General features: G+C 70.9%; 22 protein-coding genes. 11 read left to right on the top strand and 11 right to left on the bottom strand.

The features are described 5' to 3' along the window. Positions 1 to 48: 48 nt before the first annotated feature. Entirely contained in the window at positions 49 to 756 is a 708-nt protein-coding gene (locus WA675_RS17210; RefSeq protein WP_336085578.1) for a TioE family transcriptional regulator, read from the top strand. A 192-nt stretch (positions 757 to 948) separates the two neighbouring features. Here the strand turns inward: WA675_RS17210 and WA675_RS17205 are convergent, their stop codons facing one another. Together WA675_RS17205 and WA675_RS17200 are read right to left on the bottom strand one after the other, a co-directional pair. Further along, complete coding sequence (locus WA675_RS17205) at positions 949 to 2,238, bottom strand: acetyl-CoA C-acyltransferase (RefSeq protein ID WP_336085577.1); 1,290 nt, start codon at positions 2,236 to 2,238, stop codon at positions 949 to 951. 50 nt (positions 2,239 to 2,288) lie between these two features. Then, the gene (locus tag WA675_RS17200; RefSeq protein ID WP_336085576.1) at positions 2,289 to 2,672 is read right to left on the bottom strand and encodes a PPOX class F420-dependent oxidoreductase; all 384 of its coding nucleotides are present in this window, start codon (positions 2,670 to 2,672) and stop codon (positions 2,289 to 2,291) included. A gap of 95 nt (positions 2,673 to 2,767) precedes the next feature. On the opposite strand from WA675_RS17200, the gene WA675_RS17195 reads away from it, so the two are divergent. The 3 genes from WA675_RS17195 (at position 2,768) to WA675_RS17185 (ending at position 5,424) form a co-directional block, all read left to right on the top strand. Next, positions 2,768 to 3,514, top strand: a complete 747-nt coding sequence (locus WA675_RS17195; protein ID WP_336085575.1) for a glyoxalase — start codon at positions 2,768 to 2,770, stop codon at positions 3,512 to 3,514. Between the two features lie 9 nt (positions 3,515 to 3,523). After that, positions 3,524 to 4,495: a hypothetical protein gene (locus tag WA675_RS17190; protein WP_336085574.1), complete on the top strand. Its 972-nt coding sequence runs from the start codon at positions 3,524 to 3,526 to the stop codon at positions 4,493 to 4,495. Between the two features lie 152 nt (positions 4,496 to 4,647). Next, a complete protein-coding gene (locus WA675_RS17185; protein WP_336085572.1) occupies positions 4,648 to 5,424 on the top strand; it encodes a 2-phosphosulfolactate phosphatase in 777 nt (258 codons plus the stop codon). A gap of 46 nt (positions 5,425 to 5,470) precedes the next feature. Here WA675_RS17185 and WA675_RS17180 read toward each other — a convergent pair whose 3' ends face one another. Then, the gene (locus WA675_RS17180) at positions 5,471 to 5,992 is read right to left on the bottom strand and encodes a hypothetical protein (protein WP_336085571.1); all 522 of its coding nucleotides are present in this window, start codon (positions 5,990 to 5,992) and stop codon (positions 5,471 to 5,473) included. A gap of 212 nt (positions 5,993 to 6,204) precedes the next feature. Between WA675_RS17180 and WA675_RS17175 the strand changes: the two genes are divergently transcribed. Beyond that, positions 6,205 to 6,468: a helix-turn-helix domain-containing protein gene (locus WA675_RS17175; protein ID WP_336085570.1), complete on the top strand. Its 264-nt coding sequence runs from the start codon at positions 6,205 to 6,207 to the stop codon at positions 6,466 to 6,468. On the opposite strand, the gene map is transcribed toward WA675_RS17175, so the two are convergent. The 4 genes from map to WA675_RS17155 form a co-directional block, all read right to left on the bottom strand. Then, on the bottom strand, positions 6,469 to 7,236 hold the full coding sequence (gene map, locus WA675_RS17170) for a type I methionyl aminopeptidase (RefSeq protein ID WP_336085569.1): 768 nt from the start codon (positions 7,234 to 7,236) through the stop codon (positions 6,469 to 6,471). A gap of 67 nt (positions 7,237 to 7,303) precedes the next feature. Continuing rightward, complete coding sequence (locus WA675_RS17165; RefSeq protein ID WP_336085568.1) at positions 7,304 to 8,113, bottom strand: mycofactocin-coupled SDR family oxidoreductase; 810 nt, start codon at positions 8,111 to 8,113, stop codon at positions 7,304 to 7,306. Positions 8,114 to 8,184: 71 nt separating this feature from the next. Continuing rightward, positions 8,185 to 8,667 carry a nuclear transport factor 2 family protein gene (locus tag WA675_RS17160; protein WP_336085567.1) on the bottom strand — a complete coding sequence of 161 codons (483 nt, stop codon included), beginning with the start codon at positions 8,665 to 8,667 and terminating at the stop codon, positions 8,185 to 8,187. Positions 8,668 to 8,678: 11 nt separating this feature from the next. Then, the gene (locus WA675_RS17155; protein ID WP_336085566.1) at positions 8,679 to 9,242 is read right to left on the bottom strand and encodes a hypothetical protein; all 564 of its coding nucleotides are present in this window, start codon (positions 9,240 to 9,242) and stop codon (positions 8,679 to 8,681) included. A 198-nt stretch (positions 9,243 to 9,440) separates the two neighbouring features. On the opposite strand from WA675_RS17155, the gene WA675_RS17150 reads away from it, so the two are divergent. The 4 genes from WA675_RS17150 (at position 9,441) to WA675_RS17135 (ending at position 13,781) form a co-directional block, all read left to right on the top strand. Next, positions 9,441 to 10,616, top strand: coding sequence for a Rieske 2Fe-2S domain-containing protein (locus WA675_RS17150; RefSeq protein ID WP_442945645.1), 1,176 nt, complete (start codon positions 9,441 to 9,443; stop codon positions 10,614 to 10,616). Between the two features lie 28 nt (positions 10,617 to 10,644). After that, complete coding sequence (locus tag WA675_RS17145) at positions 10,645 to 11,823, top strand: acyl-CoA dehydrogenase family protein (protein ID WP_336085564.1); 1,179 nt, start codon at positions 10,645 to 10,647, stop codon at positions 11,821 to 11,823. 27 nt (positions 11,824 to 11,850) lie between these two features. Then, a complete protein-coding gene (bphC, locus tag WA675_RS17140; protein ID WP_336085563.1) occupies positions 11,851 to 12,756 on the top strand; it encodes a biphenyl-2,3-diol 1,2-dioxygenase in 906 nt (301 codons plus the stop codon). 179 nt (positions 12,757 to 12,935) lie between these two features. Continuing rightward, positions 12,936 to 13,781 (top strand): IclR family transcriptional regulator, encoded by an 846-nt coding sequence (locus tag WA675_RS17135; RefSeq protein WP_336085562.1) that lies wholly within the window; start codon positions 12,936 to 12,938, stop codon positions 13,779 to 13,781. A 348-nt stretch (positions 13,782 to 14,129) separates the two neighbouring features. Here the strand turns inward: WA675_RS17135 and WA675_RS17130 are convergent, their stop codons facing one another. Continuing rightward, the gene (locus WA675_RS17130) at positions 14,130 to 14,819 is read right to left on the bottom strand and encodes a Dabb family protein (RefSeq protein WP_336085561.1); all 690 of its coding nucleotides are present in this window, start codon (positions 14,817 to 14,819) and stop codon (positions 14,130 to 14,132) included. Next, the gene (locus WA675_RS17125; RefSeq protein WP_336085560.1) at positions 14,812 to 15,153 is read right to left on the bottom strand and encodes a hypothetical protein; all 342 of its coding nucleotides are present in this window, start codon (positions 15,151 to 15,153) and stop codon (positions 14,812 to 14,814) included. Before WA675_RS17125 ends, WA675_RS17130 begins: the two co-directional genes overlap by 8 nt. Before the next feature lie 151 nt (positions 15,154 to 15,304). Here WA675_RS17125 and WA675_RS17120 point away from each other — a divergent pair, with 151 nt between their 5' ends. Then, positions 15,305 to 16,402: an alpha/beta hydrolase gene (locus WA675_RS17120; RefSeq protein ID WP_336085559.1), complete on the top strand. Its 1,098-nt coding sequence runs from the start codon at positions 15,305 to 15,307 to the stop codon at positions 16,400 to 16,402. Positions 16,403 to 16,515: 113 nt separating this feature from the next. On the opposite strand, the gene WA675_RS17115 is transcribed toward WA675_RS17120, so the two are convergent. Continuing rightward, positions 16,516 to 17,211, bottom strand: coding sequence for a PadR family transcriptional regulator (locus tag WA675_RS17115; protein WP_336085558.1), 696 nt, complete (start codon positions 17,209 to 17,211; stop codon positions 16,516 to 16,518). Between the two features lie 102 nt (positions 17,212 to 17,313). Between WA675_RS17115 and WA675_RS17110 the strand changes: the two genes are divergently transcribed. Continuing rightward, positions 17,314 to 17,817 (top strand): flavin reductase family protein, encoded by a 504-nt coding sequence (locus WA675_RS17110; RefSeq protein ID WP_336085557.1) that lies wholly within the window; start codon positions 17,314 to 17,316, stop codon positions 17,815 to 17,817. 43 nt (positions 17,818 to 17,860) lie between these two features. On the opposite strand, the gene WA675_RS17105 is transcribed toward WA675_RS17110, so the two are convergent. Next, the gene (locus tag WA675_RS17105) at positions 17,861 to 19,492 is read right to left on the bottom strand and encodes a flavin-containing monooxygenase (RefSeq protein WP_336085556.1); all 1,632 of its coding nucleotides are present in this window, start codon (positions 19,490 to 19,492) and stop codon (positions 17,861 to 17,863) included. Positions 19,493 to 19,665 lie beyond the last annotated feature (173 nt).

Here is a 19,665-nt window from a genome sequence, read left to right as displayed (position 1 = left end):
GACTTTGCCATGAATATCCCTGATCGAGCCGGGTAAAGTCTCCAACCAGTGAGAAACCTACGACCCGCCGACCTCGCCCGCGAGCACGGCATCTCGACCCAAGCGGTCCGCAACTACGAGGAATCGGGCTTCCTGCCCACGGCCGAGCGCACCCCCACCGGCTACCGGATCTACACCGAGGCGCACGCCGCAGCCCTGCGCGCCTACCTCGCCCTGATCGCCGCGTTCGGGCACGCGACCGCGGGCGCGATCATGCTCGCCCTGCACGGCGACGACCTCGACAAAGCGCTGACGCTCATCGATCGCGGCCACACCCAGCTACTCCACGACCGCGAAACACTCGCCGCCGTCCGCCGCGCCGTCGGCCACCTCACCGCCGCACCCGACGGCGCCCCCGAGCTCCCAACCGGCACCAGAACCATCGGCGAACTCGCGCACCGCCTCCAGGTGACCCCCGCGACCCTGCGCGCCTGGGAAGACGCCGGAATCCTCACCCCCGCACGCGATCCCGCCACCGGCTACCGCCGCTACGGCCCCACCGACCTCCGCGATGCCGAACTCGCCCATCTCCTCCGCCGCGGCGGCTACCTCCTCGGCACTATCGCCGAGATCGTGCGGCAGGTCCGCTCGGCGGGCAGCACCGCGGCACTCGCCACCGCCCTGGATCGCTGGCAGCGCAAACTCACGGCCCAGGGCGTCGACATGCTCGACGCGGCCGCCGAACTCAGCCGCTATCACGCCATCTCCGCGCGCTAGCTCAGACCCGCTATCGGCCCGCTGCCATACCGGCGACGGGCCGGGGGCGTGGCGCGAGTACGCACCACGGCAGCCGGGATCGCCCGGTTCGGCAGGCCCCTCGCCGCCGCGGATCGTCGGGCCTTACCGGCTACCCGTGCCAGATCACCCCGAGGCCGCCGGGACGGCAGGGCGCACCGTCATCGTCCGTACTCAGACCCGCTCGAGCACCGCCGACGCACCGATCCCGCCCGCGGCGCAGATCCCCAGCAGCGCCGTCTCTTTGCCGGTCCGCGCGAGCTCGTTGGCCATGGTGGTGACCATGCGCGCACCGGTCGCGCCGAAGGGGTGACCGAGCGAGATCGACCCGCCGTGCACATTGAGCCTGTCGATGTCGACCGAGCCGACCGGCTCGTCGCGGTCCAGCCGTTCCTTGGCCCACCGGGAGCTCTCGAGCATGCGCAGCACCGACAGAGTCTGCGCGGCGAAGGCCTCGTGGATGTCGACGAGGTCGATATCGGCCAGGGACAGCCCCGCCTTGTCCAGGGCGCGCGGCATGGAGATGGCCGGACCGAGCAGGACCTGGTCGGCCGGGTCCACGCTGACGAAACTCCACGACCGGAACGCGGCCAGCGGGGTGAAGCCCAGGGCGCGCGCCTTCTCCTCGCTCATCAGCAGCACCGCGGCGGCACCGTCGGTGAGCGGGCTGGCATTGCCCGCGGTGACCGTGCCGTCGGTGGCGAACACCGGGCGCAGACCGGCCAGCTTCTCGACGCTGGTGCCCGCGCGGACCAGACCGTCGGTCTCGATGCGAGTTCCCGCCGGGGTGGTCAGCGGCACCACCTCGTCGGCGAAGCGGCCGGACGCGATCGCCGCGGCCGCGCGGTGGTGCGAGCGGACGGCGAAGGCGTCCTGGTCGGCGCGGCTGATGCCGTTGATCCGGGCCATCTTCTCCGCCGACTCGCCCATCACCTCGCCGGTGGTGCGCTCGGCGATCTTGGGCTGACGCGGCAGCACGTCGGTGAACGGCGCGAGCTGCCGGACCACGTCGAGATAGTCCTTGGCCTTGGGTTTGCCCAGGGCGACGGGCGCGACCGCGTGCACCACCTTCTGCGGCAGCTTGATCTCGGCATTGCTGGTGGAATCGCTGCCCCCGGCGATCATGATGTCGTATTCGCCGCGCTCGATCGCGGCCGCCGCCGAGGTGACGGCCTGCAGACCGGAGGCGCAGGCGCGGGTGACGGTGTAGCCCTCGCAGCCGAAGTCCAGGTTCAGGTCCAGGGCCACCTCGCGCGCGATATTGGGCGCGTGACTGGGCAGCACCACCCCGCCCCACACGATGGACTGGATCTCCCCGGGCGCGATCCCGCTGCGGTCGAGCAGCCCGCGCACGGCCGCCCCGGCCAGCGCGATGCTGTCGAGCCGGGTGAAGTCGGTGAACGCGCGCACGAACGGGGTGCGCGCGCCCGCGACGATGACTGCGCGATTGCGTTTCTCGGCCATGCGCCCAGAGTATCCGATACCAGCGGTACCGGATATGGGTTCGGGGGAATTCAGGCGGGGGTGATCTCGATACCGATGGTGCCGTCCTTGCCGCGGCGCAGGTTGCTGCCGAGGATCACCAGCGGGCCGGTCAGCCAGTACTTGCGGCGCAGCCAGGAGCGCACCTGCTCGGTCTCGGTGCCGTCGAGCAGGCGGGCGGTCCCGCTGACGACGGCACCGTGGGCGTCGCCGCCGCGGGCATTGCAGGCCTGCACGGTGACCTCGGCATTGCGCCGGATCCGCTTGACCTTCCAGCTGTCGGTGACGGTCCAGACGTAGAGCTTGTCCGCGCGGGCGACCGCCCAGACCGGCGTGGCCACCGGCGTGCCGTCCTTGCGAAAGGTGGTGAGCAGGACGTAGTTCGCGGTGGCGGCCTCACCCAGGCGATTGGTCATGCTCGCAGCCTAGCGCCGGGACCGTCGGCGGGCTCGTCGATCCCGGCCGGAATCGGCATGGGCGCGATCGGGAAAACGTTCGTAGGGTCGGCTCGGTGACCACTGATACTGCGGTACCCCTGCTGTGGAGCGGCGATCTGGCCGCCACTCTCGTCTTCTATCGCGCGCTCGGCTTCACCGTCACCTACGAGCAGACCCGGCCCTATCTCTACGGCGCTGTCGAGATGCACGGGTGCGCACTGCATTTCACCCCGCCACCGCCGGGGGTAGAGCTGCCGGTCGAGCGGGCGGCCGCCCTGCTGATGGTCGACGATGTCGCCGCCCGCCACGCCGAGTACGCCGCTGCGCTGCGTGCGCACTACAACAGGGTGCCTGCCAAGGGGTATCCGCGGATCACCCGGTTCCGGCCGGGGCAGTCGCGGTTCAGCCTGGTCGATCCGGTCGGCAATACGATCATCGTCATCCAGCGGGACGAGCCGATGGAGCTCGAGTACGGCGGGTCCACAGCGCTGACGGGGCTGCGCAAGGTGCTCGACAATGCCCGGATCCTGCGGGATTTCAAGAACGACGAGCGTGCCGCCACCCGCGCGCTGGAGACCGGCCTGCGCCGCTTCGCGAACACCGCGAGCGCCGCCGACCGCGCCAGGGCCTACGCCGCGCTGGCCGAGCTCGCGGTGTCGGCAGGCGACGACGACCGGCGGGCGCACTGGCAGGCCGAGTTCGCCGCGGTCGAGCTCACCACCGACGACCGGACCGCGCTCGCCACCGACGCGGCCGCGCCCGCGCTGCTCACCACCTGGCTCGGCGAGCGGGATCCGGCGGCGGCGCCCGACCCCCGGTAGGCTGCCGCCATGCGTGGACGGAACCGGGGAATCCCCTGTGCGGCATCGGCACTCGTGGTGGCGGCGGTGCTCGGGTTCGGTCCCGCCGCCCCGGCGCAGGCGGGTCCGCCCGGCTGCGCCGCGGGCTGGCAGGTCGATGTCGTCGCCGGTGACCTGGGCGGCCTGGAGAATCTCGAGGCCGACGGCCGGGGCGGGTTCTATCTCAGCGGCATCGTGCGCGGGGAACTGCTGCACGTCGACGCGCACGGCACGGTGACCACCCTCCTGACCGGGCTGGACAATCCGGCCGGGCTGCGCCTGGACGGCGACACCCTGTACTTCGTCACCGGGGACGGGTCCACGCCGTCCGGCGGCGGCACCCTCAGCCAGCTGGACCTGGCGACGGGGACGGTCACGGTGCTGCTGCCGGATCTGGTGCAGCCCAACGGGCTCCTGCTGCTCCCCGACGGCGATCTGCTGATCTCCCAGCTCTCGGTGCCGTGGCCACCGGTCGGGATCAGCCGGTACCGGCCCGCCACCGGCGAATTCACCCTCGGCTGGTCCCCGGTGCCGCGCCCCAACGGCCTGGCCCTCACCGCCGATCACCGGGCCGTGCTCACCGAGGACATCGCCACCTCCCAGATCCTGCGCGTCCCCCTCGACGCCCCCGACCGCCCGACCGTGCTCGCCACGCTCTCCGACGGCCTCCTGCCCGGCCTCGACGATCTCGACCTCACCGCGTCGGGCCTGGCCTTCGTCACCGGCGACTACGCGGGCAGCGTCTACCAGCTCGACACCGCCACCGGCACCTGGTGCACCCTGGCCACCGGCTGGACCACCCCGCAGGACCTGATCCCCGATCCCCCGCCCATCGGCCCCACCTCGGCCCGCCTCGCCCGCGACGGCGACGGCTGGTCCCTCTACGTCACCAGCATCGACGGCACCCTCCGCCGCCTGCGCCCACCGGCGGATAGGGATCTCACCCCGTCGTACGTCCGCTGATCCACTCCAGGCGCGGGGGTCGCGCGTCCCCGGAAGCCGTCGAGGCGGCGCCAGTCCGGCCAGGGATGCCCACTACCCACGCGACCGGGTCGTGGCGCGCGCCGGATTCTCATGATGGACTGGAGGTTTCGTCCGAGGAACGGGAGGTTCGGGTGTCACCGCAGTGGGCGCAGCAGCAGGGGTTCGGCGTGCGGGTGGAGTGGGGCCGGGCGGGCGCGGCGGCGATCGGGGCAGGGGCGGCGTGTGTGGTGGTGATCGATGTGCTGTCGTTCACGACCTCGGTGTCGATCGCGACCGCCGCCGGGACCGTCGTGTACCCGTACCGCTGGCGGGACGAATCCGCGCGGGCCTTCGCCGCTGAGCATCGGGCCGCGCTCGCGGTCGGTCGTCGCGAGGCCGGGCCGGACGCGCCGTGGTCGTTGTCCCCGGCCGCCCTGCGCCGGGCACCGGTGACCGAGCGGCTGGTGCTGCCCTCCCCCAACGGTTCCGCGATCGCCACCACCGTGCGGGATACCCCGGTGGTGGCGGCGTGCCTGCGGAATGTGGCCGCGGTGGCGGCGTGGCTGGTGGATCAGGACGGCTGGGGTGGGGTGGATCGGCCGATCGCCGTCGTCCCGGCCGGGGAGCAGTGGCCGGGCACCGAGACCGTGCGGCCCGCCATCGAGGACTGGCTCGGGGCGGGCGCGCTGGTGACGGCGTTGAGTGAGCGGGGCATCGGCGCGCTCTCCCCCGAGGCGAGGGCCGCCGCGAGCACCTTCCGCGGCACACCGGCGATGGCCGAACTGATCACCGACAGCGCCTCCGGGCGTGAACTCGCCGCGATCGGGTTCGCTGACGACGTCGCCCTGGCCGTCGACCTCGACGCCGATCACACCGTCCCCGTCCTCCTCGACGGCGCGTTCACCGACATCCGGAGCGGAACCCGCTGACCCGCGCGGGGTGGGCGCGCGGACGCCCACCCCGCGCCGGGAACAACTACTGATTCGATCCGATGATGCCGCCGATCACCGCCCCGATGACACAGCCGGGAATCGCGCTGACGAACAGGAAGATCAGCCCGATGAGCGCGCCGATCACACAGCCGATGGCGATCCCGGCGACGATATTGCCGGTCTGGTCGATCTGCTGCAGCGCCACCGGGTTCGGCGCGGGCGCGCCGACCGGGGTCAGGGTGAGGGTGGTGGCGGTCGCGTCGACCTCGGGAATCACCTGGACGGCCGGTCCGGCCACGGTCTGCACCGTGGTCGGGATGAGCCCGACCCGGCTGCCGTCTGGGGCGAGCACCGCGACCGCGCCGGGCGCGAGTTCGAAGGTGCCCGCGGCCAGGGTGATGCCGGTCTGCGAGCCGTCGGGGGCGACGGTGGCCGTATAGGCGACGGCACCGTCGACCCCGCTGACGGTGGGTCCGGCGACCGGAGCGCCGTGGACGGTGGCGGCGGTGATGCCGGTCGCGGCGACGGTGAGCACGCAGGCGGCCAGCACACGGTTGAACTTCATGGGATTTCCCTCCGACTCGCCGATCCGACCTACCCCGGGATCGACTGGATACCCCTTCATGATGCGCTATCGCTATAACTCACGAGGGGGTAACGGGGAAATTCGAAACCCCCTGCGACGTAGACCTTTTCGCGACCGCCGAGCAAACCACCAGGTCTCATCCCGGCGACGGCGACTTGCGGTATTTAAATACCGCCCCTACCCTCTATCCCATGGTGCGCCTCCCCCTCAGCCCCGCCCAGGTCGAAGCTGGCCGCCGCCTCGGCCGCCGCCTGCGGTCCGCGCGCGGCGACCGCGAGCTCGCCGAGGTGGCGCACGCGGCGGGCATCTCCCCCGAGACCCTGCGCAAGATCGAGTCGGGCCGCCTGCCCTCGCCCGCCTTCGGCACCGTCGTCGGCCTGGCCGAGGCCCTGGACATCCCGCTGACCGAGCTGGCCGGGATCTACCGCGCCGAGCCGGTCGCCGAATCCGCCTGATCAGTCCGCCAGCGTCAGGACGCGTGGCCCGTCGGCCGTGATGGCGATGGTGTGCTCGCTGTGCGCGCAGCGGGAGCCGTCGGCCGAGCGGATGGTCCACCCGTCGGCATCGGTGACCACGCGGTCGGTGCCCGCGGCGAACCACGGTTCGATGGCGATCGTGAGCCCGGGCCGCAGCGGGAATCCGCGACCGGCCCGGCCGCCGTTGGCGACGTGCGGGTCCTCGTGCATGGTCCGGCCCAGGCCGTGGCCGCCGAATTCGGTGTTCACCGGAAAGCCGTAGTCGCGGGCGACGGCGGCGATGGCCGCGGAGATGTCACCCAGGCGCCCGCCCGGTTGCGCGGCCGCGATCCCGGCGGCGAGGGCGTCCTCGGTGGCACGGACGAGGCGCTGATCGGCGGGCGCGGGAGTGCCGACGATGGTGGTCACCGCGGCGTCGGCGACCCAGCCGTCGAGGGAGACAGCCAGATCGGCGGTCAGCACGTCACCGTCCCGCAGGACGTAGTCGAACGGAAGTCCGTGCAGCACCGCGTCATTGACCGACAGACACACGGTATTGCGGAACGGCCCGCGCCCGAACGAGGGCGAATAGTCCCAGTAGCACGACACCGCGCCGCGCTCCCGGATCCGTTCCCGCACATACGCTTCCAGCTCCAGCAGATTCACCCCGACGGCCGCCGCGGCCCGCACCCCGGCCAGCACGTCGGCGACGAACCGGCCGGTCACCCGCATGCGCTCGATCTCCGCGGGCGACTTCAACTCCACCATCACGCCTCCAGTTGGTATTTTTATACCACCCTAGAGCGGGCGGTATAAAAATACCAATCCGGGACGGTCAGCGATTCAGGTTGCCCATGTCCACGGGGATCTGCGCGCCGGTGACGTGCACCGCCTCGTCCGAGCACAACCACGCCACCGCGGCGGCGATATCGGTCGGCTCGGTGATGTAGGTGGGCAGGGCGTTCATGAAGATGGGCGCCAGCGTGGTGGCGTACCTCTCCAGCAGCGGGCCCATGTCGAGGAGCTGCATGCCGGTCGCCACCCCGGCCGGGTGCACGGTGTTGACCCGGATGCGGTGCTCGCCCAGCTCGTTGGCCATGGTCTTGGCCAGGCCGGTGATGGCGTGCTTGGTGGCGACGTAGTGGCCGGTGAACGGCGTGCCCTTGAGGCCGGAGACCGAGCTGATGAACACCATCGCCCCGCCCTCGCCCTGCGCGATCAGGTGCGGCACCGCGGCCTTGGCGGTATGGAAGACGCCGGTCAGGTTGACGTCGACGGTCTCCTGCCACTGCTCGGCGGTGATCTCCCAGGACAGCGCCGCCGAACAGATCCCGGCATTGGCCACCACCACGTCCAGGCGGCCCAGCTGCTCGATGCCCGCGGCCAGGGCCGCCGCGAGCGCGTCGAAGTCCCGCACGTCGGCCTTGCTCGCGACGATCTTGCCCCCGGCCGCCTCGACCAGCCGCACCGTCTCGGCCAGATCGGCCTCGGTGGCGCCCGGATAGGGCGTGCTGGCGAATTCCGCGCAGGCGTCGATCGCGATGATGTTCGCGCCCTCCTCCGCGAAGCGGACCGCCTCGGCGCGGCCCTGGCCGCGGGCCGCGCCGGTGATGAAGGCGACTTTGCCTTCGTAGCGTCGCGTCATGTCGAACTACCTCCGAACCTCGATGTGCATTATGAACACTCCACCATTTCGGACGGTTGTCCGGAAGCGATTCAGCCGTTTTTCACGCGATGGTCCGGACCGAGTGGTCGGGTGATCGACCAGAGCTGGGTGAAGGTGCTGCGCGCGATCCGCCACTCGCCGTCCACCCGCCGGTACTCGTCGGCGTATTCGCCGGTGGCCACCGATTCGGTGCCGGTGAGCAGGTTGACCTGCCGGAACTTCAGGGTCCACGCGCCGCTCGCGGTGGTGTCGTCGTGCACGGTGATGTCGGGGTGCACGCCGTGATGCATGTCGAGGACGGCGGGTCCGTCGTCGACCCGGCGCAGCGCGATCGAGGCGAACAGCGCGGCCATGCCCTCGGCGTCGTGCGTGCCCAGCGGGCCGTAGTCCAGCGGCGCGCCGGGCACGAAGCAGGCGAGGAAGCCGGTCGGGTCCTTGGCGTCGCACGCGCGGAAGTAGCGGTGTTTCACCGCGGTGATGGCGGCGACGGCCTCCAGTCGGGCGATCCGGGCGGCGAGGTCGGGGTCGGTCATGGCGCTCCTGCTCAGGGTCGGTCGTGGGCGAAGCTCGCCCAGGCGCGGACGACGACGGTGCCCGCCGCGTCGGTCCCGCACAGGGTGACGTCCACGCGGGCTTCGCCGTCCTGCCGGTAACTCTGCGTGATGCGGCCGGTGCAGGTCAGCACTTCGCCCGAGGACAGGGCCCGGACCGCGCGGGTGCGGAAGCGGCGGATGTTCTCCGCGCCGAGCCAGTCGGTGGCGTAGGTGGCCAGTTGCGCGGTGGCCTGGGCGGTGGCGGGAACGCCGCGCAAGGTGTCGGTGGCCGCCCAGGATTCGGCGACCAGGCCGCCGGTGCGGTCGAAGTAGCGGGTCAGCGATTCGGCGGGTGCGGCGGCGCGGACCAGGGTGAGCCGGTCGCCGGCGCGCGGCGGCGGGCCGAAGAACCGGTGATCGGTCTCGGCGCGTTCGCCCGGCGCGGTGTCGGCGGGCAGGAAGGTCGGCGGGACCACCGGGTGCTCGGCGAGCCGGTAGGCCGGATTGTCCGAGCGCGCGGCCGCGGCGAACACCCGGATCGCCTCGGTCTCGAGCACCATCGCGACGTCACCCATGAGCAGTCCTCTCTTCGGCAGGTGCCGTCACGCTAGAACCGCACGCACGCTGTGACCGGTTCCTCTCCCGCTGATCGGGACACCGCCCGGTCGCGCCGAAAACATGTCCGCTGACCGGGAACACGGCGGCGCGGGCACCCGCTCACGGCGCGACCATCGGCGCAGCTCATCCCGCTCCGTCAGACCATGGAGGTTTCGATGCCGGAGAACCCGCCGAACGGCCGATCACTGGACGCCACCGCCGACTATCGTCAGATCGAGGCCGCCGCTGCGCCCACCCGCTTCGCCCGCGGCTGGCACTGCCTCGGGCTGCTCTCGTCGTTCCGCGACGGAAAGCCGCACGAGGTCAAGGCTTTCGGCACCACGCTGGTGGTGTTCCAGTCCGAGACCGACGGCACCCTGCACGTGCTCGACGGGTTCTGCCGTCACATGGGCGGCAATCTGGCGCACGGCACCGTCAAGGGCGACTCGATCGCCTGCCCGTTCCACGACTGGCGCTGGGGCGGCAATGGCAAGTGCACCGCCATCCCCTACGCGCGCCGGGTGCCGCCACTGGCCAAGACCCGCTCGTGGCCGACCCTCGAACGCAACGGCCAGCTCTACATCTGGCACGACCCGCAGGGCAGCAAGCCCACCGACGCGGTGACCATCCCCGAGATCGAGGGTTACGGCACCCCGGAGTGGACCGACTGGACCTGGAACTCGATGCTCATCGAGGGCTCGCACTGCCGCGAGATCGTCGACAACGTGGTCGACATGGCGCACTTCTTCTACGTGCACTACGCCTTTCCGCGCTACTTCAAGAACGTCTTCGAGGGCCCCGTCGCCACCCAGTACATGCGCTCGACCCCGCGCCACGACATCGAGGTGGGCACCAGCTACGACGACCCGAACTCCACCCTGCGTTCGGACGCCTCGTATTTCGGCCCGTCGTACATGGTCGACTGGCTCTGGAGCGAGGCCAACGGCATGACCATCGAGACGGTGCTGATCAACTGCCACTACCCGGTCAGCGAGAACTCCTTCGTGCTGCAGTACGGCGCGATGGTCAAGAAGCCGCAGGGCATGTCCGACGAGGACGCGAACGCGATGGCCGCCCAGTTCGCCCAGGGCGTCGAGTACGGCTTCGAGCAGGACGTGGCCATCTGGAAGAACAAGGCCCCCATCGACAATCCGCTGCTGTCGGAGGAGGACGGGCCGGTCTACCAGCTGCGCCGCTGGTACAAGCAGTTCTACGTCGACGTCGAGGACGTCACCGATGACATGACCAAGCGCTTCGAGTTCGAGATCGACACCGAGCGCGCGGTGACCAGCTGGGAAGCCGAGGTGGCCGACAATATCGCCCGCGGCGCCGTCATCAACACCCTGTCCTGATTCCCCCGAACAGAAAGCACCACCCGCGATGACCAAGGTTCTCGACAACATCGCCGCGATCGCCGATCAGCTGCGCGCGCAGGCTCCCGAGGCGGAGCGGCACGGACAGCTCCCCGACGCGACGGCGCGGCTGCTCAAAGACGCGGGCTCGATCCGCCTGTTGCAGCCCAAGAAATACAGCGGATTCGAGGCGCACCCGCGCGAGTTCGCCGAAACGGTGATGGCCACCGCCGCCCTGGACGGCGCCAGCGGCTGGATCACCGGCATCGTCGGCGTGCACCCGTGGCAGCTGGCCTTCGCCGACCCGAAGGTGCAGGACGAGGTGTGGGCCGACGACCACGACACCTGGATCGCCTCGCCGTACGCGCCCACCGGCATCGCCCGGCCGGTGGAGGGCGGCTATATCTTCAACGGCCGCTGGCAGTTCAGTTCCGGCACCGATCACTGCGACTGGATCTTCCTGGGCGCCATGCTCGGCAATCCGGACGGGTCGATGGCGCTGCCGCCGACCATGCTGCACATGATCCTGCCGCGCCAGGACTACACCATCGTCGAGGACTCCTGGAATGTGGTTGGCCTGCAGGGCACCGGGTCCAAGGACATCATCGTCAAGGACGCCTTCGTGCCCGACTACCGGGTGATGAACGGTGACCACGTCATCGACGGCACCGCGCAGCGGGAATACGGCGTCACCGAGACGCTGTACAAGATGCCGTGGTCGACGATGTTCCCGCTGGGCATCAGCTCGGCGGTGGTCGGGATCGCCGAGGGCGCGCTGGCCGCGCACCTGGACTACCAGCGCGACCGGGTCGGCGCCCAGGGCACCGCGGTCAAGGACGACCCGTATGTGCTGTTCGCCATCGGCGAGGCCGCCGCCGACATCAATGCCGCCCGCCAGGAACTGCTGAGCAATGTCGACCGGGTCTTCGATCTGGTCGAGGCGGGCAAGGAGATCGGTTTCGCCGAGCGGGCCGCGGTCCGGCGCACCCAGGTCCGCGCGGCCTGGCGCGCGGTGACCGCGGTGGACCAGATCTTCGCCCGCTCCGGCGGCAACGCGATGCGCACCGACAAACCGCTGCAACGCTTCTGGCGCGACGCTCACGTCGGCCTGGCCCACGCCATCCACGTGCCCAGCACCGTCTACCACGCCTCGGCGCTGAGTTCGCTGGGTATCGAGCCCGCGGACAACCTGCGCTCGATGATCTGACCGAACCACCACGAAGGACACACCGACATGACAGACATCAAGGGCCTCGGCTACGTCACGATCCAGACCGCCGACATGGACCGCTGGCGCGCCTTCGCCTTCGACGTGCTCGGCTTCGCCCAGGGCAGCGGCCCGGACCCGGACGCGCTGTATCTGCGGATGGACGAACGCGCCGCCCGGATCACCGTGGTGCCCGGCGAGACCGACGCCGTGGTGACCATCGGCTGGGAGGTGCGGGACCACGCCGCGCTGGTCCGGGTGCGGGAGGCGGTGACCGCCGCCGGGATCGCGGTCAAGCCGCTCTCGGTCGAGGAGGCCGACGCGCGCCGGGTCGAGGAGGTCATCACCTTCGAGGATCCGACCGGAGCCACGCTGGAGGTGTTCCACGGCGCGGTGCTCGACCACAGCCCGGTGGTGACGCCCTTCGGCGCGCGGTTCGTCACCGGGGCGCAGGGGCTGGGCCACGTGGTGCTGCCGACCATGGACCCGAACGGCGCGTTCGCGTTCTACACCGAGGTGCTCGGCTTCCTGCCGCGCGGCGCGTTCCGGATTCCGGCGCCGCCGGAGTTCGGGCCGATGCGGGTGCGTTTCCTTGGCATCAACGAGCGCCACCACAGCCTGGCGCTGTGCCCGGCGCCGCACGCGGGCGCGCCCGGGCTGGTGCACATCATGGTCGAGGTCGACAGCCTCGACGCGGTCGGCCAGGCCCTGGACCGGGTGACCAAGGACGGGTTCTCGGTGTCCTCGACGCTGGGCAGGCACACCAACGACAAGATGGTGTCGTTCTACGTGCGCGCCCCCGGCGGCTGGGACATCGAGTTCGGCACCGAGGGCATGCGCGTCGACGAGCGGTACTACACCGCCGAGGAGATCACCGCCGACAGCTACTGGGGCCACGACTGGTCCGGGAGCGAGCCGCTGGCGGCCATGTAGTCCGCCCACCCGCCGTCACAGGCCCCCGATCCGCGCCGCGCGCCCGGATCGGGGGCCTTCGTCGTCGATACACCTCGAGCCATTCATGTGACAACGGGCACAGCAGATGGTATCAATAGGTATATGCCTAATCGAAATATGCGACTCGGCATCAGCTCGTAATCCGAATGGAGCGCTCCATGGTCATCCAGGCCGAGGCCACCACCCCCAGCGCGATCCTCGATCGCGCGTCCCTGCTGCTCGACGCCTTCGACGGGCCGGGCAGGCTCACCCTCGCCCAGATCGTGCGCCGGACCGGCCTACCCCGGTCCTCGGCGCATCGCATGCTGGAGCGGCTCGTGCAACTGCGCTGGCTACGCCGCGAAGGGCGCGACTACGAGCTGGGCCTGCGGCTGATGGAGCTGGGCTCGCTGGCCGTGCACCAGGACCGGCTGCATCGCGCGGCCATGCCGTTCCTGCACGAACTGCACCGGGTCACCGGGTTCGTGGTGCATCTGGCCGTGCTCGACGGCCCGGATGTGGTGTACCTGGACAAGGTCGGCGGCGATCTGGCCGCGGCCGTCCCGACCCGAGTCGGCGGCAGGCGGCCCGCGGCGGGTACCGCGGTGGGCAAGGCGATCCTGGCCCACTCCGGCGAGCACCGGCTGGCCGAGGTGCTCGCCGGGCAGTCCGCCACGCGCACCCGCACCAAAGCCCAGCTCGACGCGGAACTGGCCAAGGTGCGCGCGCACGGCATCGCCGTCGAACGCGAGGAGTCGCTCCCCGGCTTCGGCTGTATCGCGGCCCCCATCGGCGAACTCGGCGAACCCGCCGTCGCGGCGGTCTCGGTCTGCGGCCCCGTCGACCGTCTCCTGTTCGACCACCGCCTCACCGCGCCGGTCCGCACCACCGCGCTCAATATCTGGCGCCACGTCGACGACGGCCGCGTCCGGGTCCACCCGACCCTCCAGCAGCACCCCCGCCCCCTCACCGGCGGCCCCGCACCCCGACCGCACGCCTATCCGCAGGCCACCCGTACGGCCTGAGCCGGGGCCGCCGACGCATCCGCCCGCCTCGGGTCCTCGCCCTGATCACGCGGGTAGCGCAGGAGCTGCTCGCGGTCGAGGGTGTCCCCGGACAGGCTCGTCTGGGCCGTGCCGCACCCTCGACCGACCGTCGTACCTCGGCGGCACACGTATCCGCGAGCAGCACCGACGGATTGAGCCACGGGGTCGCTGCCGATCCGGCTCAGGACCGCGGCCGAGCACGACGCCGCAGGAGGACCGCGCCCGAACTCGACACCGAAGCAGGACTACGCCGAGCTCGGCGTCGAGCGCCGGACCGCGCTCGATCCGGCGCTCGGCGGCGACGCGGTGGCCGACGTGTGTAGGTCGTCAGGTGGGTGGGAGTGGTTCGTTCGGGCAGAAGCTGTGGCAGACGCGGTCGCGGACGATCGACTCCGGGCATTCCGGGTCGAACCAGCGGTCGACGTGGGCCCAGTGGATCGGGTGCAGGAGGTAGGGGCCCTGTAAGGCGGCGAGGTCGGTGAATTCCTGTTCCCAGACATGGGTCCACGGGATCGATCCGGTGGGGTGGCGCACGGTGCTGAGCTGCCAGGAGCGGATGGTCGGGATGTGGGTGGGCATGCGGAGCAGGTCGGCTTCGAAGGCGCGCACCGTGGCGGGTGGGGTGTCGGGTGCGACGCGCAGCAGCAGGACGCGGTGGACGGTGGCGGGGGTGTGAGGATCGGCGGATCCTGCTGTGCCGCCGGTGTATTCGGCGCCGTCCAGGTGAGTCACAGTCGGGTCGGCCAGCACCGCGTCGAGCTGGGCCGCCGCGGCCGAGCAGGTGTCGGGGTCGTCGAAGCGCAGGTGCACCAGGAGGTCACCGCCGTTGCGGACGCCGGGCAGGGTCGGCTGGATCAGGGCGTGCCGGGCGGTGCCCGCGCACCAGCGCAGGTGGGCGGGCAGAGATGCCGTGGCACGGTCGTCCCGACTCGGCGCGGCCCACGCGCGCAGGCGTGCGGTCAGGGCCGCGCTGTCGGCGGCCGGGGACAGGTGCACGAGCCGGATCACCTCATACATCGTTGAGCCCGTCCACCTCGTCGGCGGGAGCGGCGGTGTGGCGGGAACGGTCGAGAATCCATTCCTGGGCCCGCGTCCACCAGCCGCGCACGGATTCGTCGGGGCGGCCACGCCACGTCATGGCCCACCAGTCCTCGGCACTGTCGAGCGTCCAGGTCGCGATGACGGTGTTCGGCGCGTCGGTGAACCACACCGGTGGGCTCACCACGAGGTGCTCCAGCCGCATCCCCCGATCGCGCGCGCCGGGGGCGTAGTCGCGCAGGTAGGCGTCGACGAAGTCCCTGGCCCGGCCCGGTTTCGTCACCACGGTGTCGATCACATAGACGGTGCTCATCCGCCGACCGTAGGCAGCGGCCGCCGCCCCCGCGGCGCGGGTTTCCGCCCAGTGGGAGAACGCGGTTCGCGCCGCCCACCACCGCCCCTACGGTGACCGGGACACCGGTGGACCAGCACCGATCCCGTCCCCGACCCCCCCAGGAGAACCCGTGACCGTGCGCGATTTCCCGACCACCGGCCCGGGCGCCGTCCCCGACCCGGAAGTGGCCGCGATGCTGACGGCCCTCGACACCGGCTTCCCCGACGTCGCCACCATGCACCCCACCGAGGTCCGCGCCGCCATCAAGGCCAGACGCGGCCCCTTGCGACGCCTTCCCGCCATGCACACCGCCCGCGACGTCACCATCGACGGCCCCGGCGGCCCCCTACCCCTGCGGATCTATCGACCGCAAGAGCCCGCCGCCGCTGTCTCTCCCCAGATCGACAGCGCCACAACGCAGGTCGACACCGCCACACGGCCATCGAACGGAGCACTGCCGCGGATCGACAACAGCACCACCGTGCCGACCCACAGCACCGCGCTACCAGCCGACGGCGCCGCGCTGCCGGTGATCGTGTTCGCGCACGGTGGTGGTTTCGTGTTCTGCGATCTCGACAGTCACGACGAGTTCTGCCGCTCGATGGCGGCCGGAGTCGGTGCCGTGGTGATTTCCGTCGACTACCGCCTTGCCCCCGAACATCAGGGTCCGGCCGCGCACGACGACATGCTCGCCGCCCTGCGCTGGGCCGCCGAACACGCGGGCGAGTACGGCGGGGATCCGGCGCGGATCGCGGTGGCCGGGGACAGCGCGGGTGGGAATCTGGCCGCTACCGTCGCCCTGGCCGTTCGTGACCACGGCGGTCCGGCCCTGGCCGCGCAGATCCTGCTCTATCCCGTCATCGACGACGACTTCGATACCGAGTCCTACCGCCGCTTCGGCACCGGCCACTACAACACCACCCGCGCCATGCGCTGGTACTGGCAGCAGTACGCCCCCCACGGCACCGACGACCCCCGTCTCGTCCCGACCCGGGCCGCCTCGCTCGCCGGACTCCCGCCCGCGGTGGTGGTCACCGCCGAGCTGGATCCACCCTGCTCCGCCGGAGACGCCTACGCCCAGCGCCTGGCCGGGGACGGCGTCGCAGTCCGTCACCGCCGCTACAACGGCCTGTTCCACGGGTTCTTGACCATCCCGTCCCTGTCGGCCACCCTCGCCGCCCGTCAGGAAGTGTGGGCGATGGTACGCAACGTCCTCGGTCCGGCATAGGGCCACCTCTGCGCCCCGCCACGGCCTGGGCGTCCGGCCTCCCCTGCCTACGCGCACTCCACCAACAGCCGCGTCCCCCCGGCACGGCCCGAGGGTCACGCGAGGACGCCGCGTCACCGGTCGATCGCGTCGGTGTCCTCGTGTTCCTCGCGGACCCGCTGTTCGATCTCACGCCAGCGGCCGGGGGTGGGGTGGGGGTAGTCGGTGCGGTCGTCGTGTTCGGCACCGGCCAGGACGGTGGCGGCGGCGTCGATGTCGGCGATGAGTTGTTCGGCGAGTTCGCGTTCGGCGGCGTAGTGGCGCTGGGCCCACTGGAGCACGATCTGCGAATAGGCCCAGCCGGGTTCGGATTTGGCGGCTTCGGCGTCGATGGCGGCGCGCTGTTCGAGCTGGTCGACGTCGGCGATGTGGTCGCGCAGGATCTGCTTGAGCCGGTCCGGGGAGCCGAGGTGGCCGAACATGACGCGCAGCAGCACATGGTGTTTGAGGACCGACGGGTCGACGGGGGCCTTGTTCCACCAGGTGGTGACGGCGGCGCGGCCGGAGTCGGTGATCCGGTAGAGGCGGCGCCCGCGCATGGCGTTGTCGTGGTCGAGGCGGGAGCTGGCGAAACCGTGCTGTTCGAGTTTCTTCAGCTCGGCGTAGATCTGGCTGTAGGACGGGGTCCAGTAGACGTAGCGCAGGCTCCAGTCGGCCCATTTCTTCAGGTCGTAGCCGGAGATCTCCTCCTCGTAGGAGAGCATGGCGAGCACCGCCCAGCTGGTCGGCGGCAGGTTGGGCACGCCGGGATCGGGGTCGGGAGTCGCCATCGGTGCATGGTAGCAACCACGCTTGACACACTCGGCCGGTCGACAACCGCTGACCGGGAGAACATCTTGAGTCACCGACCCCGCACCGTCGAGGGTGGGGGTATGAATGCTGACAACGTCATCGTCGAGGCCGGGATCCCGGCCGCCGAGCTGCGCCGGGTGCTCGGTCACTTCGCCACCGGCGTCGCGGTGATCGCCGCCCACGACGGGACGCGACCGCTCGGGTTCACCTGTCAGTCGGTGGTCTCGGTCTCGCTGGACCCGCCGTACGTGTCGTTCTGCCCGGCCAAGACCTCCACCAGCTGGCCGCTGCTACGCGCCCAAGGCGCCCTGTGCGTCAATATCCTGGCCGAAGAGCAGAGCGCGCTGTGCCGCCAGTTCGCGGTGAGCGGCGCCGACAAGTTCGCCGGGGTCGAGTGGGAGCGGGCGGGCAACGGCGCGCCCGCGCTGGCCGGGGCGCTCGCGCAGATCGAGGTGAGTGTGGAACTCGAGCACGACGCAGGCGATCACACCCTCGTGCTGGCGCGGGTCGGCGCGCTGCGGGCCGCCGAGGACCGCAAGCCGCTGCTGTTCTACCGCGGCGGCTTCGGCGGCTTCGCGGCCTGAACAGACGACGGGGTGCCCCGCGCGGGCACCCCGTCGTCGTGTCTCACCCCTCGAGGATGTCGAAGCCCTTGTATCCGGCGGCGGCGACCTCGGCGATGATCTGCCCGTAGACCCCGAACCCGCCGACGAAGGGCATGAACACCCGCGGCCTGCCCGGGATGTTCGCGCCCAGATACCACGAATTCGCCTGGGTCATCAGGGTTCCCGCCGCCCGCGCCGCGCATTCACGCACCCAGTCGGCCACCGCGTCGGGCCGGGCTTCCAGGGCCACCGCTCCCCTGCTGTCGAGGTAGGCGATGGCCTCGGCCACCCAGTCGACGTGCAGTTCCGAGTGCAGCACCATATTGGCCAGCACCGAGGGGCTGCCGGGCCCGGTCAGGTTGAACAGGTTGGGGAAGCCCGTCATCCCCAGTCCCAGATAGGTTTTCGGCCCTTCCCGCCACGCCTCGTTGAGCGATTCCCCGCCGCGGCCGACGATGTTCATCCGCGCGACCGACCCGGTCATGGCGTCGAAGCCGGTGGCCAGCACCAGGGTGTCGAGGGGGTAGTGCGCGTCGGTGGTGTGCACACCGTCGGCGTCGATACGGGTGATGGGCGTGGATTTCAGGTCGACCAGCGCGACATTGTCGCGGTTGTAGGTCTGGTAGTAGTTCGTGTCGGTGCAGATGCGCTTGGTGCCGATCGGGTGATCGCGCGGGATGAGCAGCTCGGCCACCCGCGGGTCGTCGATGACCGCGCGCACCTTCTCCTCCCAGAACAGCCGGGCGGTGTCGTTGGCGGGCAGGTTCACCAGCTGGTCGGGGAAGGTCTTGCTGAACAGCACCCCGCCCAGCGCCCACCGCTGCTCGTAGGCGTCACGCAGTTCCTGTTCGCTCACCGCCAGCGCGGATTCCGGGTGCGCCTGGTGCGGTGATCCGCCGCCGCTGGCCATCGACAACCGCCTGCGCTCGGCGTAGTTCGCCTTCTGCGCCGCCCGATCGGCCGCGCTGAGCGGCGTATTGCCCGCGGGCACACTGTAATTGGCGGTGCGCTGGAACACGTGCAGCTGCCGGGCCTGCTCGGCCAGGCACGGAATGGTCTGGATGCCGGAGGACCCGGTGCCGATGACACCGACGCGCTGCCCGGTGAGATCGACGCCCTCGTGCGGCCAGTGCGAGGTGTGCAGGACCCGTCCCGCGAAGGTGTCGAGGCCGTCGATGGCGGGGGTGTTGGCATTGGACAGCGGGCCGGTGGCCAGCACCACGAAGCGGGCCGAGACCGCGCGTCCGGTGTCGGTGGCGACCTGCCAGCGCAGGGTCTGCTCGTCGAGCACGATATCGGTGACGCGCGTGCGGAATTCGATATCGCGGCGCAGGTCGTATCGGTCGGCGACGTGCTCGAGATAGGCCAGGATCTCGGGCTGGGTGGCGTACTTCTCGCTCCACTCCCACTCCTGTTGCAGCGCGTCGTCGAAGGAGTAGGAGTAGTCGACGCTCTCCACGTCGCAGCGCGCGCCCGGGTAGCGGTTCCAGTACCAGACGCCGCCCACGCCCGCGCCCGCCTCGAACACCCGCACCGACAGCCCGCTGCCGCGGAATCGGTGCAGGGCGTACAGACCGGCGATGCCCGCGCCGACGACGACCACGTCGACGTCGGCGGGGCCGGGGGCGGAAGCCGATGGGGTCTCGGGGTTCACAGTGCCTACCTTTCGATGGAGACCGGTTCTCCGCGGCGACGCTAGGTCCGCGCGCCCGCCACCAGCAGATGTCCTTCCCGCTGACCGGCACATTCGGCGCTTCGATCGCCTCCCGGTGATCGGGACGATCTGCACCGCGCGCCCGGTCCCCGCACCTACCGTCGTCGGCAATT

The sequence above is a fragment of the Nocardia sp. SSK8 genome (genome assembly GCF_037034205.1).
Classification (GTDB): Bacteria; Actinomycetota; Actinomycetes; order Mycobacteriales; family Mycobacteriaceae; genus Nocardia.
Note: the sequence above shows the minus strand (reverse complement) of the source record. Positions and strands in the feature narration are given on the sequence as shown.

What these genes read in the sequence shown, in the direction of transcription:
- WA675_RS17205 (WP_336085577.1), bottom strand. Translation starts at nt 2,238, where the DNA reads ATGGCCGAGAAACGCAATCGCGCAGTCATCGTCGCGGGCGCGCGCACC.
- WA675_RS17200 (WP_336085576.1), bottom strand. Translation starts at nt 2,672, where the DNA reads ATGACCAATCGCCTGGGTGAGGCCGCCACCGCGAACTACGTCCTGCTC.
- WA675_RS17145 (WP_336085564.1), top strand. Translation starts at nt 10,645, where the DNA reads ATGACCAAGGTTCTCGACAACATCGCCGCGATCGCCGATCAGCTGCGC.
- WA675_RS17110 (WP_336085557.1), top strand. Translation starts at nt 17,314, where the DNA reads ATGAATGCTGACAACGTCATCGTCGAGGCCGGGATCCCGGCCGCCGAG.
- WA675_RS17180 (WP_336085571.1), bottom strand. Translation starts at nt 5,992, where the DNA reads ATGAAGTTCAACCGTGTGCTGGCCGCCTGCGTGCTCACCGTCGCCGCG.
- WA675_RS17155 (WP_336085566.1), bottom strand. Translation starts at nt 9,242, where the DNA reads ATGGGTGACGTCGCGATGGTGCTCGAGACCGAGGCGATCCGGGTGTTC.
- WA675_RS17190 (WP_336085574.1), top strand. Translation starts at nt 3,524, where the DNA reads ATGCGTGGACGGAACCGGGGAATCCCCTGTGCGGCATCGGCACTCGTG.
- WA675_RS17130 (WP_336085561.1), bottom strand. Translation starts at nt 14,819, where the DNA reads ATGTATGAGGTGATCCGGCTCGTGCACCTGTCCCCGGCCGCCGACAGC.
- WA675_RS17160 (WP_336085567.1), bottom strand. Translation starts at nt 8,667, where the DNA reads ATGACCGACCCCGACCTCGCCGCCCGGATCGCCCGACTGGAGGCCGTC.
- WA675_RS17125 (WP_336085560.1), bottom strand. Translation starts at nt 15,153, where the DNA reads ATGAGCACCGTCTATGTGATCGACACCGTGGTGACGAAACCGGGCCGG.
- WA675_RS17135 (WP_336085562.1), top strand. Translation starts at nt 12,936, where the DNA reads ATGGTCATCCAGGCCGAGGCCACCACCCCCAGCGCGATCCTCGATCGC.
- WA675_RS17115 (WP_336085558.1), bottom strand. Translation starts at nt 17,211, where the DNA reads ATGGCGACTCCCGACCCCGATCCCGGCGTGCCCAACCTGCCGCCGACC.
- bphC (WP_336085563.1), top strand. Translation starts at nt 11,851, where the DNA reads ATGACAGACATCAAGGGCCTCGGCTACGTCACGATCCAGACCGCCGAC.
- WA675_RS17175 (WP_336085570.1), top strand. Translation starts at nt 6,205, where the DNA reads ATGGTGCGCCTCCCCCTCAGCCCCGCCCAGGTCGAAGCTGGCCGCCGC.
- WA675_RS17150 (WP_442945645.1), top strand. Translation starts at nt 9,441, where the DNA reads ATGCCGGAGAACCCGCCGAACGGCCGATCACTGGACGCCACCGCCGAC.
- map (WP_336085569.1), bottom strand. Translation starts at nt 7,236, where the DNA reads ATGGTGGAGTTGAAGTCGCCCGCGGAGATCGAGCGCATGCGGGTGACC.
- WA675_RS17165 (WP_336085568.1), bottom strand. Translation starts at nt 8,113, where the DNA reads ATGACGCGACGCTACGAAGGCAAAGTCGCCTTCATCACCGGCGCGGCC.